Below are 12,223 nucleotides of genomic sequence, written 5' to 3'. Positions count from 1 at the left end.
ATCAGCGCGCGTTCGCCAGGTATTGCGCCATCTCTTCTGCCGGAACCATACCGCCGCCCGTCGCCCACACCAGATGGGTGGCCTGCGCCAGTTGCGCCTGGCTAAAGCCGTGAAGCTGATGGTAAGAACTCTCTTCACTGATCTGTTTCGGACCCGGCATGCCCGCCAGCGCCGACGGTTCCAGTAAAATGTTCTCTTCCTGCGCCAGTAATCCCAGCAGGTTATAAAGTGTTTGGTCATCGACGGTGTAAAAACCGTCCAGCAGGCGTTCCATCGCGCGGCCAACAAAACCCGACGCGCGCCCGACGGCCAGCCCATCGGCGGCGGTCTGGTTATCAATGCCTAAATCCTGCACCGCAATGCCATCATGCAGGCCGGTGTACACGCCAAGCAGCATGCACGGCGAATGCGTCGGTTCGGCAAAAATGCAGTGGACATCATCGCCAAACGCCAGCTTCAGGCCGAACGCCACACCGCCAGGGCCGCCGCCAACGCCGCAGGGGAGATAGACAAACAGCGGATGGTCTTTATCGACCACTTTACCGATACGGGCGAACTGATCTTTTAGCCGTTGCCCGGCGACCGCATACCCGAGGAACAGCGTGCGGGAATTTTCATCATCAATAAAAAAGCAGTTCGCGTCTGCCTGCGCCGCGCGGCGGCCTTGCTCAACGGCGACACCGTAATCTTCGGCATACTCCACCACGTTCACCTCGTGGCTGCGCAGCAGCGCTTTTTTCCAGACGCGGGCATCGGCAGACATATGTACTGTTACGCGAAAACCGAGGCGCGCACTGATAATGCCAATCGACAGCCCGAGGTTACCGGTCGAACCGACGGCGATACTGTACTGGCTAAAAAAGCGGGTGAATTCCGGCGAGAGCAGGCGGCTGTAATCGTCTTGCGGCGTCAGCAACCCGGCGGCGAAAGCCAGTTTTTCTGCGTGGGTCAGCACCTCATAAATGCCGCCGCGCGCTTTGATTGAGCCAGAAACCGGCAAGTGGCTGTCTTTTTTCAGCCACAGCTCACCGGTGATGCTTTGTCCCAGACGGCGCTGCATTGCCGGGATCGGCACTACGTCGGATTCAATGATGCCGCCGCTGGCAGCGGTTTCCGGAAACGCTTTCGCAATAAAAGGCGCAAAGCGTGTCAGGCGGGCGTGCGCATCGCTCACATCTTGCGGTGTCAGACCAACATGCGGCAAAGCCTCGGCAACCGAGGTAGTATTAGGGTTAAACCAGCGCGTTTCTTGCAAATCAATCAGGCGTTGCACTAGCGGGTCGTGCTGGATGAGCTTCTGGAGGTCGGCGTTTTTCATCGGTTCTTCATCATCGAAAGCGGATGGTTAAAGAAAACAGGAATACGCCGTCGGTGCAAGTGTGCAGACGTGGTGAGAATTTATTACGTTTTGCCGCTACACGTTGTGGCGTAAAGCATGCTAAATACATGTATTCGCCCCCAATTTTCACAAGGTTAACTGTGTTAAAGCCACTGATTGCTGTTGCTATGCTGCTGGCGGGAACCTCTGCGTTTGCCGCTGATACTCCGCTGACAGCGGCGCATTACGCGCAGCAGTTGGGTGTGGGGATGGATGTCGACTGGGCGCGTACCGACCGGGGAATTCGTGAGTTTGACCCGCTGGTGGTGCGTGATTTCTACGAGGCGGGCATTCGCCATGTGCGTATTCGCGTTGCTGATAATATGACCGAAGCACGCCTGATCCATCTGCGAAAACTGGTGGAAGCCTGTGAAGCGTATGGCGTCATTCCGATTATTGCTTACCAGGCCGATAGCTTTAAAGCCGATCCCGACGCAAAAAACGAAGCGCAACTGGTGGTGTGGTGGAAAACCGTCGGCACCTTTTTTGGCACTGACCACCCGACGCTCGGTTTTGATGTAATCTATGAACCGGCCGATAAACTTAACCATGACCTTCCTGCGCTGAATCGCGCCTATGAAAACGTTGTCAGAACGCTGCATGATATCGATCCGCAGCGCATGATTTTTATCGCGCCGCGAATGCGCGCCGCTCCTGAAGATCTGCCCTCGCTGAAGCTGCCACCGCATAGTCAGAATTTCCTGCTCGCCGAATGGCACATCTTTCCCTGGGGACCGCTAAAAGCGAACGGCAAATACCCGTGGACATCCGGCACGGCGGCGGAAAAAGCCGCTATTCGCGCGCGTATCAACACCGCTGTACGCTGGCAGCAGAAAACGGGCCATACCAGTTGGGTTGGCGGTTGGGCAGTCGGCGAGTCAATGAAAAGCGCGCCAACCGAGTCGCAGCTGGCGTTTGCCCGTTTTATGGCGTGCGAATTGAACAGGGTGAAAATCCCGTACGCAATTAACACCGATACGCAATTTTATGACGGTGAAGAGGGCGCATGGCGACCCGCGCCGGAGCCGTTACTGAAGGTGATGATCGCGCCAGAGTGCTGCAAGCCCGACGCGAAGTCGGGCCATCATGAGGTTAAATCGCCGGTTCGTGGCGAGCAAAACGCGACGCCAGCGGCAGCCAGCACAGCAGGATCAAAAGCCCGGCCAGCGTCATCAGCATCCCAAGGCTAAACTGGCTGTTCTGCGGCAGTTGTGACGAAAGCCACGCCAGCCCGCCGGAGCCGATATTCTGCAAACCCCCGACCAGCGCCCCCGCCGTTCCGGCGAGAAACGGGAACGGCTCCATCGCACCGCTGGTTGCCAGCGGGAACAACATCCCGGCACCAAAGAAGAACAACGCGGCGGGAACCACCAAAGTCCAGATGTTCATCACGCCCAGCAAACCGGGGATCCACATCAGAATACCGGCCGCCAGGCAGCTAATCACCGACTGCCACATCAGCGTGGTGAAGCGCTTATTCTGCCGCCCGGCAAACCATGCGCCGAAAAACGCCGCCGGAATCGGCAGGATAAACAGCACGCTGACCGTCATGCTGTTGAGACCAAGAACACCGCCCATCAGCACGCCGGAACAGGCTTCAAACACCGCAATTCCCGCCAGACCGCCAATTAACATCAGCAGATAGCAGTTAAACGCACCGCTACCGAACAGTGTTTTATAGCTGGCGATAAGCCGGATGCGCGGCGCGTCCGTTGGGCGGGTTTCCGGCATCCAGCGCGCCATGCTGTAGGTGACGAAGACACACAGCGCCAGCAGGAAAATAAAACAGGCGCGCCAGTTCACCAGCGTGTTCAGCACGCCACCAATCAGCGGCGCCAGCAACGGGCTGACCAGAATCCCCATATTCAGAAGACTATTGGCGTGGCGCAGCTCCGTACCCGCGTAAAGATCACGCGGCAGGGTTCGCGCCATCACGCCGCCGACGCCGGTACCAATGCCTTGCAAGGCGCTGGCCAGAATGAGCACCGTCAGGCTGTGCGTGGAGATAGCAATCAGCGTCGCCAGCATAAAAATGGTCATCCCGGCGAGGATCACCGGCCTGCGCCCAATTCTGTCCGCCAGCGGGCCGTAAAACAGCTGCGAGACGCCATAAGTCAGCAGATAAGCCGCCATCACGCTCTGTACCGCGCCTTCACGCACGTTTAAATCGCGCGCCATATCGGCAATAGCCGGAATATAAATGGTTTGCGCCATTTGTCCGACAGCGACCAGAAGCACCAGCATCAACAGCAAATTGACGTTTCTTTGCCTTTTCATCTCGATGATTACTTTAAGAAAATGAGGAAATAAAGAATATATGGCTGCAATTCAGCCTTTATGCGGGAGAAATCTAACACAGTCAGATGACAGAACCACTATGCGGCACAGCAAAGGCGATGCTGCGCCAGGCAGGTTTTGTAAACGATCTTCGGCAACTTTTGTTGCCAGTTTGTCTTATGAAAGACGTAGTAAAATTGCTCCAACGGCAATACCGCAGGCAGCGATGATTCGCAGCCCGGCGACTTTCTCATTCAGCAATAAAAATGCCAGCAGCGCGCCGAACAGAATCGAGGTTTCGCGCAGTGCCGCCACTACCGCCAGCGGCGCTTGTGTCATGGCCCACAGCGCCAGCCCATAGGAGCCCATCGTGCCGATACCGCCGGGCAATCCCTTTTTCCAGTTTGCCGCCAGATAACGCGTCACTTCTTGTCGGCGCGCCAGCATTGCCCACAACAGCAGGCAGAAGCCGTTCATAAAGAATGTCCACAACGTGTAGCCGAGCGCCGAACCGGCGAGGCGCACACCAGTGCCATCCACCAGCGTGTAACCGGCGATAAAGCAGGAGTTGAGTAACGCCAGCCAGATGCCTTTACGCGACTGACTGCGGCCATTGAATGCCATGCCGAGAATCGACAGGCAGATCACCGCAATTCCGCCCCATGCCACGCTGGAGAGCGAATCACCAAGCCACAGCACGCTGATTATCGCCACCAGCAGCGGCGCGGTGCCGCGCATCAGCGGGTAGGTCTGGCTCATATCCGCCACCTGATAGGTTTTGGCGACCAGCACCGTGTAGATCACCTGTAAGGCGCAACTGGCAATGAGATAAGGCGCGCTGGCGAGAGTCGGCTGCGGAGAAAAAGGCAGTAAAACCAGCGCGATTAATGCGGCGGAACCACTGACGGCAATGGCCGAATAGAGCTTATCGCTGCCCGCTTTTACTATCGCGTTCCAGCTGGCATGCAGCAACGCGGCGAACAGCAGAATGCAAAATACAGAGAGGGTCATAGCGGCACACGTGGGTGGAATGTCACCAAAATGTAACATGATGAGCGCAATGGAAGCCAGCTAACCAGACCTGCGCAAACGGCACGCTAAACAGTGAAAAACGTCCCGCGAAAAGTGAACAGTTTTATAAAAAAGCGCCACCAATAAATCGTAGCAACCCCAAGTCACTACTTATCAATAAGGAGAAAACGTTATGGCCGGAGGAGCTTCAATGGGAGCGTCTTTAGCTTCCATGGGACAACTGGATATGGTTTCCGCCGCAACAACCATGATGAACGCCCAGGCGCAGTCAGCCAAAATGATCACCGATACCATTAACGGTATTACCAGTTCGTTCATCGATTCATCAACGAAAGCGCAAAACTCAATGCAACAGGCGGGTAAAGCCATTCAATATTGAATGGCAGCAATAAAATAACACTGTGCGATAAAGGAGTATTTTATGTGTTTTATTACCAGAGCAGCTTTAAATATGGTAAGCAACCCACAGGTTGTTTTTCAGCAAAATAACAACAACACCAACAATGTGCTAACGCGCTGCGGTTCCACCCCTAAACCGCCTGAAAATAATAATAACTGCTGTAAACCAGACGATGGCAAAAACTGTAATAAACCCAATAATGACTGGAATCATTGCAACAAGCCAAACAATGACTGGAATAACTGCAATAAACCTAATAACAACTGTCATAAACCAAATAATAACTGGGATGGTTGCAACCGCCCTGATAATAACTGGAATGGTTGCAATCGACCTGGCAATAATGGGAATAACTGCTCCGGTTCAAATAATCACTATCGGCCGGGCAATGACCGAAATGATTGTAATACCGATACGAAGTCTATCCTGCGCCAGTTATCTGATATGTTAGAAAAGCTGTCCAGGCAGGCGGGACGGGATTTAAAAGCGGCTTCCGGTAGCAATGATCCTTATGATGTGCTGAAAGCCAACCGTTCGATGTCAAACTATTATTTGAATAATCAGTTTGTCTCGAAAATGATCAGCAAAATGACTAACAGCGTGGAGCGAATGACAAACCTCCAATAACGATAAAAATCCATTATGTTAATAAGAGCAATTAACGCCACCATCTTGTTATTCCTGGTCATCTTCCTCTCCGGGTGTCAGGGTGAGCTGGCGTTATATCAGGGGCTTGCTGAGCCAGCGGCTAACGCCATCGTTGCAGAACTCAAGGACAAAGGTATTGAAGCCGCGAAGCATTCGGATAAAACGGGTTATTCCGTTTCGATAGCTATGTCCGATCTTCCTGAAGCTGTGAAAATATTACATTCCGCAGGATTGCCCTCCCAGAGCTATGTTAGCCTGGGAGATGTTTTTCGTAAGGAAGGTATGATTTCATCACCGCTTGAAGAACGTGTTCGTTATATTTATGCCCTGTCGCAGGAACTTGAGTTTACGTTATCGCAAATAGATGGTGTCATAATGGCAAGGGTGCATATTGTTCTTCCGGAACGTATCTCCGCTGGCGAGCCAATACAACCCGCATCCGCGGCGGTATTTATTAAATATAATCGGGATATTGATGTGGAAAAATTACAGCCTGTTATTAGACGCATGGCGCTCAGCAGTATTCCGGGAATGGTTAATGCCGATGATAAAAAGTTATCTATTTCCTTTATCCCCACGGCGGAATATAAAGTGCAGGGTGTTGTGCCGGAAGATAAAAAGTCAAACACCATGATACTGTATTTCCTCGGTTGTCTCTGCTTACTTGCGTCTTTTTATTTCTTTATACAGAAAAAATAAAACTAATTTTATTAAAGGGATTTTCATGCTGCGATGGATTCACTGGTGGCGCGATGGCTGGCGCCATAAACGTCATCACAGTTGGCCGTTGCCGGAAGAGTTGCACATTATCCACGCGGTTATCACTCATGCTGAAGCACATCAAAGACACTGGATCGATAGCCTTTTTGGCGTCAAACCTACGGCAATTCCTGAGCCAACAGAGGCGTTTATTAACGTCATTGAGCTCTTACAATACCAGCGCGTTTTATTATTTGAAGTCCTTTTTTGTGTCTGCGTGGATCATCCACAATCGGCCTATCGTTTTATGTCTTCAGGTGCTTTGCAATGGTGCCGCCGGTTGGCTATGGGGTTAAAACCTGGGCTGTGGACACCACCTCTCTCTCCTGATCCGGAAATTACCGCAATCATCCTGCTTCGTGGCTGGGTGGGTGAGCCGGTCTGGTCGCGGATGCGTTTTTCTCTACCGAAAGAAAAAGTCGAAGAGGTCGAGCGCCAGCCAGCCATCACTATCACAGCGCATAAGCTCTCCACGCTGTGGATGGCGGTTATCGCCTGGATGCAGCGCGAACGCCAACGGGAAAACGGTCATGTTAACGGTACATAAAATTAACCTGCTCGCCGGGGCTTCTCTTGTGCAACAACCGGTGCTGCGTAGAGAAGAGATAACCAATTTTTTTGTCGCGCAACAGGCGTGCGACATTGCCAATCTGCGCGCCAGCGAGACGATAAAACATGCGCAATTAGCGGCAGAGCGGATTCGCCATCAGGTGTATGAAGAGGTGTCGAAGACGCTATGGAAACAGGCACAGGTATTACTGGATGACTGGCAAAAAGAGCGGGAAGAGATGCGTAAGCAGGCGGTCGAGTGCGCAAAACAGTTGCTTACCCAGGCGCTGCGCCTTGCTCTTGCCAAAGAGCCCGCCAAAGCACGTATACACGCCCTTTTCAAACAGTTGCAAAAACATCCTGACGTTAACCATGCGGCAATGCTAATCGTTAATCCGCGGCAATATGAACAAGTCGAACAATTTTTAGGCGCGCAAGGCGATACACCCTGGACGCTGGTGAGTGATCCTCAGCAGGCCAAAGACGAATTGTGTCTGAAAAGCCCTCACGGGAAATATACGATCGGCTGGCAGACATTAACCGACACTTTTCTTTCTGCCATCACGGAAAGCGCGGTGAACGCCAGCGGGGAAAATGAAACCGAAGGGGGAGAGTAAAGTCATTGCGGAGCCATTACGCGGCGGTAATAGCTCCGTTTATTTTGCGGGCGTTAATAGATTTTGGTTATTTTATCCGGCGTGACCTGGTCATTGGCGAGATGAACCTCATCGAATGACCAGGCGTAATCGCCAAATCTTTCCAGCTGATTGACGCTGCGCAGACCAGCGACATATCCGGGCTGCATGGTGTTTGCCAGCTCCATATATTGCTCATTGTGTTCAATATTTTCCCGAAGTGAGACACCGGGTATGCCTTGCGCATCAATTTCATACAGATGAAAACCATTGTTCAGCTCGCCACGGCCAAAACGTTCTGCGCCCTCACGGGTTCGCGCAACGAATACCACCGGCCCGGACATCATCTTCTCAACACCGGCAAAGTAATTGCCGTCCCTGAAACCAACATCCTGTGGATCGCCACGCCGGTCGACCCGATCTGCCTGCTCAACGCGGTACAATTTATTAAAATCCCTTCTCTCAATGTAGCCACGATCGTTCAGATAGCTTCCAGGTGGCAACTGAACGTTATCTGCCCAGGGGTTGAAATTAATTGCATCGTCGGCGTAAGGCGTGTACCCAGCGCCGGAGGTTGCGACGGATGATGGGGTGCTCCTCCCTGAACTGTTTCCTGATCGCATTTCGGCGACCGATAACTCACTTTCCGCGCCTGGTGTTAACGGCCTGGAAAGAGGTGAACTTCGGTTTTCTGAGCCAAACAGGGAAGCGCCTGGCGTGCGCGGGAGGCCTGTTGCGGAATAACCTTCTGACATGGCTGGTGAGAAGGGGGTAACAGGTGTTGGTGCACGGCTGCTCGCCGTTGTGAATATCGGCGTGCCGGGCGTGGGTGGCAGGCTGTTTTCCGGCGATCGGCCATCCGGTAAGCGGCGGGGCAGACTCAGATCAAGAGGGCGTTCCGTTTCTGCTGTGCCGCGCGCTGTCGAAGGGCCTGGCTGTGAATCAACGTCCATCGGCGCTGGACGCGATAGTGATGCTGGCCGGGAGACACTGAGGTCGAGTGGCTGCTCGGGAAGGTCTGCGCGTGGATTGCCATACATTTTGCCTGCTGGCGCATTCAACGACTGACCCGGGTTAACCCCGCCGGGTAATGCGCTGCGCTGCCACTCGCCGTTGCCCGACTGCACGGTCAGCACCGGCTGGCGGGTCTGCGGGTCGATAATGCGCGCCCGCCCTTCGCCTTGGCGGAAATCCTGCCCGACTTCGTACACCCTGCTGTCACCTGTTCCATCGCGGTAGCGCAGCAGCCAGCGGTCATTTCCGGCGGCGTCCTTCACCTGATGAATGCCCCCGGAGCTGGCGCGGCTCCCGTTGAGCAGCGCCTCGCCATCCTTCACGGCGTACTGGCTGATATCACCCGCCAGCGAAGGACGCAGCCGGTTTACTGCTGCCGTTCCGGTTTCTCCGGCTGCTGCCGCCGTGGTTTCCCCTGTCATTACTCCCTTAGCGGCTCCGGCGGCGGCTGCCCTGGCTTCACCGGCCACTGCCATCTCCGCTGCTGCGGTACCGGCTTCGCTGGTTATCGCCACACCGGCTTCCCCGGCGGTCGCCAGCTCAGAGGTGTTGCGCAGCGTGGCCAGCGCGCTCCGGCCTTCCGTGGCCACCGCTTTTTCAGTGAAAAACTCCGCCATGGCGCCCGCTTCTGCGGCAATGCCGTCGAGCATCAGCAGCGCGCCGATATCTTTCATCACCCGCTCTGCGTTGGTGGGTTCATTCTGTTCGGTGCGCAGCGGCTGCCCGACAAAATGGCGCAGTGACTGCACTTTATCGCGGTCGCTGTACTGCGCCAGCGGTTTGCCTTCCAGACCCGGAACGTCATCGTGAGTGTTGGTTTTGTACTGTGCACCGGTATTGATCTGCTGGTCGAAAAAATCCCGCGCCGCCGCCACCAGAAGGGAAGGCGTGCGCGTGTTGCCCTGCGCGTCATAATGCGCCTGTGGGGAGGCGGCATACTGCTCGCGGACCTTATCCAGCATCGCTGTCGTCCGGGTATGCCCACTATCGGGCAGGCTGGATGGATCGTGAATGCCCGCCGCCGCCAGGCCATAAGCGAGGAGGGATTTTCTTGCCTCGTAAGGTGCGCCGTAGGAGGCGGTAAAGCCGGATTCGCTGGTCTGCCCTTCGCGCTGGCGGATCATCTGCCCGGCAATCTGTTTCTCAATGGAGGGATACCCTTCGCCACGCGGATCGGGAGTAAAAATCAGCGAGCGGGCATCGGGGCGGACAGGGCGGTCGTCATTGTTGTTTTGCGGGCCGGTATATAACGAGCCGGTGGGGATTTCACGTTTGTTTTTGGCAGAGGTTTCCTCGCGGATAAACGGCTGGGGAAAAACAGGAACGGATACAGAATCGATTTTCATAACCACCTCTTTTGCACAAATAAAAAAGATGTCGTACTTCAGGTCGCCAAATTAATGACGGATACCTAATTTTTTCAGGAGTGGCACTTCGACGGCGGGTAATTCAATTTTTCCGGAAAAAATATTCTTAATATCATGCCTGAAAGGGTGTTCTGCATCTTTCAATCTGACAATGGTTATGGGATCGCGTGATGCATTTCCTTCGAGGGCGTGAATCTCTTTCACTTTTAAAGGCGTGTTGGGATTAACTAAAATATGGTCCGGGAGCATTCCTCCGGCAGCCATTTTTTTTGGCGTAGTGTGGTCTAAAATGAAAAGCACTTTGTCAGTAGATTGCTTTTCAAATTGTCCAGTCCAGGTTTCAAGCCAGTTTATTGAATTCTGCGGTAATGCGGATGCCGACATAAATCCTGCGTCGGTCACCACATCGTTAACTTTTATTTTATTACCATACGTACCAGCGGGAACCGTCGCCGCCCGGTATGCCGGTGCGTCATAATCCTTTAATTTTGATACAACTGCTTTTAGTTCTGTTGCCAGCGTTTCCCCTTCGGCTGAGGGACTAATATGCCGCAGATGGTTATTTATCGTGCGGTAAGTCCCATCTCCCCCTTCAATATATTCCGCAAGAATAGCTGACTCTTGCCTGTTTTTAACCGAATTCAAATCCAGAAGGATTTTTTCATCGGCTGCTTTCTCTTTGGGTGTTCTGGCCCGGTATTGCCCCTCATCAGGCCTCATATAAAGTTCGCGAAGCTCTTCGCTGACCGGTGAAAACTTTTCCTGGCGGGCAGAGGAGAGCGCACTGCCGCCGGATGTTCCGGCGCTCGCTGCAAAGCTGGTTTGCGGTTCGGTGTTGGTGCGCGGCTTGACCCCACCGGGTAATGCGCTGCGCTGCCACTCGCCGTTGCCGGACTGCACGGTCAGTACCGGCTGGCGAGTCTGCGGGTCGATAATGCGCGCCCGCCCTTCGCCTGGGCGGAAATCCTGCCCGACTTCGTACACCCTGCTGTCACCTGTTCCATCGCGGTAGCGCAGCAGCCAGCGGTCATTTCCGGCGGCGTCCTTCACCTGATGAATGCCCCCGGCGCTGGCGCGGCTCCCGTTGAGCAGCGCCTCGCCATCCTTCACGGCGTACTGGCTGATATCACCCGCCAGCGAAGGACGCAGCCGGTTTACTGCTGCCGTTCCGGTTTCTCCGGCTGCTGCCGCCGTGGTTTCCCCTGTCATTACTCCCTTAGCGGCTCCGGCGGCGGCTGCCCTGGCTTCACCGGCCATCGCCATCTCCGCTGCTGCGGTACCGGCTTCGCTGGTTATCGCCACACCGGCTTCCCCGGCGGTCGCCTGCTCAGAGGTGTTGCGCAGCGTGGCCAGCGCGCTCCGGCCTTCCGTGGCCACCGCTTTTTCAGTGAAGAACTCCGCCATGGCGCCCGCTTCTGCGGCAATGCCGTCGAGCATCAGCAGCGCGCCGATATCTTTCATCACCAGTTCAGTGTTAGTGGGTTCATTCTGTTCGGTGCGCAGCGGCTGCCCGACAAAATGGCGCAGTGACTGCACTTTATCGCGGTCGCTGTACTGCGCCAGCGGTTTGCCTTCCAGACCCGGAACGTCATCGTGAGTGTTGGTTTTGTACTGTGCACCGGTATTGATCTGCTGGTCGAAAAAATCCCGCGCCGCTGCCACCAGCAGGGACGGTGTGCGTGTGTTGCCCTGCGCGTCATAGTGCGCCTGTGGGGAGGCGGCATACTGCTCGCGGACCTTATCCAGCATCGCTGTCGTCCGGGTATGCCCGCTATCGGGCAGGCTGGCCGGATCATGAATGCCCGCCGCCGCCAGGCCATAAGCGAGGAGGGATTTTCTTGCCTCGTAAGGCGCGCCGTAGGAGGCGGTAAAGCCGGATTCGCTGGTCTGCCCTTCGCGCTGGCGGATCATCTGCCCGGCAATCTGTTTCTCAATGGAGGGATACCCTTCGCCACGTGGGTCGGGAGTAAAGACCAGCGAGCGGGCATCCGGGCGGACAGGTCGGTCGTCGTTATTGTTCTGCGGGCCGGTGTATAACGAGCCGGTGGGAATATCCCGGCGGTCCCGTTTCTCAATGCCAGGATCTTGTTTGTTCTCCACCGGTGTATTAGTAATAGCAGGGGTTAATGGGTTAATTTTCATTGTAGGGCTCCTTCACGAACTT

Annotated in this window: 11 protein-coding genes; 6 read left to right on the top strand and 5 right to left on the bottom strand. The window is 54.8% G+C overall.

What is annotated here, in order from left to right:
* Window position 1: 1 nt before the first annotated feature.
* Window positions 2-1,318, bottom strand: coding sequence for a D-serine ammonia-lyase (gene dsdA, locus M8Q36_RS05760; protein WP_249880311.1), 1,317 nt, complete (start codon window positions 1,316-1,318; stop codon window positions 2-4).
* A gap of 161 nt (window positions 1,319-1,479) precedes the next feature.
* Here dsdA and M8Q36_RS05755 point away from each other — a divergent pair, with 161 nt between their 5' ends.
* Complete coding sequence (locus M8Q36_RS05755; RefSeq protein ID WP_249880310.1) at window positions 1,480-2,568, top strand: cellulase family glycosylhydrolase; 1,089 nt, start codon at window positions 1,480-1,482, stop codon at window positions 2,566-2,568.
* Here the strand turns inward: M8Q36_RS05755 and emrD are convergent.
* Window positions 2,471-3,655 (bottom strand): multidrug efflux MFS transporter EmrD, encoded by a 1,185-nt coding sequence (gene emrD / locus M8Q36_RS05750; protein ID WP_249880309.1) that lies wholly within the window; start codon window positions 3,653-3,655, stop codon window positions 2,471-2,473. The two genes, M8Q36_RS05755 and emrD, sit on opposite strands and share 98 nt — an antisense overlap.
* A 177-nt stretch (window positions 3,656-3,832) precedes the next feature.
* Window positions 3,833-4,666, bottom strand: a complete 834-nt coding sequence (locus M8Q36_RS05745) for an EamA family transporter (RefSeq protein ID WP_249880308.1) — start codon at window positions 4,664-4,666, stop codon at window positions 3,833-3,835.
* Window positions 4,667-4,859: 193 nt separating this feature from the next.
* Between M8Q36_RS05745 and M8Q36_RS05740 the strand changes: the two genes are divergently transcribed.
* Genes M8Q36_RS05740 through M8Q36_RS05720 form a run of 5 tightly spaced genes read left to right on the top strand, consistent with a single transcriptional unit; the run spans window position 4,860 to window position 7,660 of the window.
* Window positions 4,860-5,066 (top strand): type III secretion system major pilin HrpA, encoded by a 207-nt coding sequence (locus tag M8Q36_RS05740; protein WP_131413070.1) that lies wholly within the window; start codon window positions 4,860-4,862, stop codon window positions 5,064-5,066.
* Between the two features lie 42 nt (window positions 5,067-5,108).
* The gene (locus tag M8Q36_RS05735) at window positions 5,109-5,714 is read left to right on the top strand and encodes an EscF/YscF/HrpA family type III secretion system needle major subunit (protein ID WP_249880307.1); all 606 of its coding nucleotides are present in this window, start codon (window positions 5,109-5,111) and stop codon (window positions 5,712-5,714) included.
* Between the two features lie 15 nt (window positions 5,715-5,729).
* Window positions 5,730-6,434, top strand: coding sequence for a type III secretion system inner membrane ring lipoprotein SctJ (sctJ, locus tag M8Q36_RS05730; RefSeq protein ID WP_249880306.1), 705 nt, complete (start codon window positions 5,730-5,732; stop codon window positions 6,432-6,434).
* 25 nt (window positions 6,435-6,459) lie between these two features.
* Window positions 6,460-7,041: a hypothetical protein gene (locus M8Q36_RS05725; RefSeq protein WP_249880305.1), complete on the top strand. Its 582-nt coding sequence runs from the start codon at window positions 6,460-6,462 to the stop codon at window positions 7,039-7,041.
* Window positions 7,025-7,660 carry an HrpE/YscL family type III secretion apparatus protein gene (locus M8Q36_RS05720; protein WP_249880304.1) on the top strand — a complete coding sequence of 212 codons (636 nt, stop codon included), beginning with the start codon at window positions 7,025-7,027 and terminating at the stop codon, window positions 7,658-7,660. The genes M8Q36_RS05725 and M8Q36_RS05720 overlap by 17 nt, the downstream gene beginning before the upstream one ends.
* A 53-nt stretch (window positions 7,661-7,713) precedes the next feature.
* Here the strand turns inward: M8Q36_RS05720 and M8Q36_RS05715 are convergent, their stop codons facing one another.
* Both M8Q36_RS05715 and M8Q36_RS05710 read right to left on the bottom strand, forming a co-directional pair.
* Window positions 7,714-10,038, bottom strand: coding sequence for a hypothetical protein (locus M8Q36_RS05715; RefSeq protein WP_249880303.1), 2,325 nt, complete (start codon window positions 10,036-10,038; stop codon window positions 7,714-7,716).
* A gap of 51 nt (window positions 10,039-10,089) precedes the next feature.
* Window positions 10,090-12,201 carry a hypothetical protein gene (locus tag M8Q36_RS05710; RefSeq protein WP_249880302.1) on the bottom strand — a complete coding sequence of 704 codons (2,112 nt, stop codon included), beginning with the start codon at window positions 12,199-12,201 and terminating at the stop codon, window positions 10,090-10,092.
* Between the last annotated feature and the right edge of the window lie 22 nt (window positions 12,202-12,223).

It is taken from the genome of Kosakonia sp. R1.Fl (assembly GCF_023516815.1).
Classification (GTDB): Bacteria; Pseudomonadota; Gammaproteobacteria; order Enterobacterales; family Enterobacteriaceae; genus Kosakonia.
This window is presented reverse-complemented; position numbering and strand designations above follow the sequence as displayed.

What these genes read in the sequence shown, in the direction of transcription:
- dsdA (WP_249880311.1), bottom strand. Translation starts at nt 1,318, where the DNA reads ATGAAAAACGCCGACCTCCAGAAGCTCATCCAGCACGACCCGCTAGTG.
- emrD (WP_249880309.1), bottom strand. Translation starts at nt 3,655, where the DNA reads ATGAAAAGGCAAAGAAACGTCAATTTGCTGTTGATGCTGGTGCTTCTG.
- M8Q36_RS05745 (WP_249880308.1), bottom strand. Translation starts at nt 4,666, where the DNA reads ATGACCCTCTCTGTATTTTGCATTCTGCTGTTCGCCGCGTTGCTGCAT.
- M8Q36_RS05740 (WP_131413070.1), top strand. Translation starts at nt 4,860, where the DNA reads ATGGCCGGAGGAGCTTCAATGGGAGCGTCTTTAGCTTCCATGGGACAA.
- M8Q36_RS05735 (WP_249880307.1), top strand. Translation starts at nt 5,109, where the DNA reads ATGTGTTTTATTACCAGAGCAGCTTTAAATATGGTAAGCAACCCACAG.
- sctJ (WP_249880306.1), top strand. Translation starts at nt 5,730, where the DNA reads ATGTTAATAAGAGCAATTAACGCCACCATCTTGTTATTCCTGGTCATC.
- M8Q36_RS05725 (WP_249880305.1), top strand. Translation starts at nt 6,460, where the DNA reads ATGCTGCGATGGATTCACTGGTGGCGCGATGGCTGGCGCCATAAACGT.
- M8Q36_RS05720 (WP_249880304.1), top strand. Translation starts at nt 7,025, where the DNA reads ATGTTAACGGTACATAAAATTAACCTGCTCGCCGGGGCTTCTCTTGTG.
- M8Q36_RS05715 (WP_249880303.1), bottom strand. Translation starts at nt 10,038, where the DNA reads ATGAAAATCGATTCTGTATCCGTTCCTGTTTTTCCCCAGCCGTTTATC.
- M8Q36_RS05710 (WP_249880302.1), bottom strand. Translation starts at nt 12,201, where the DNA reads ATGAAAATTAACCCATTAACCCCTGCTATTACTAATACACCGGTGGAG.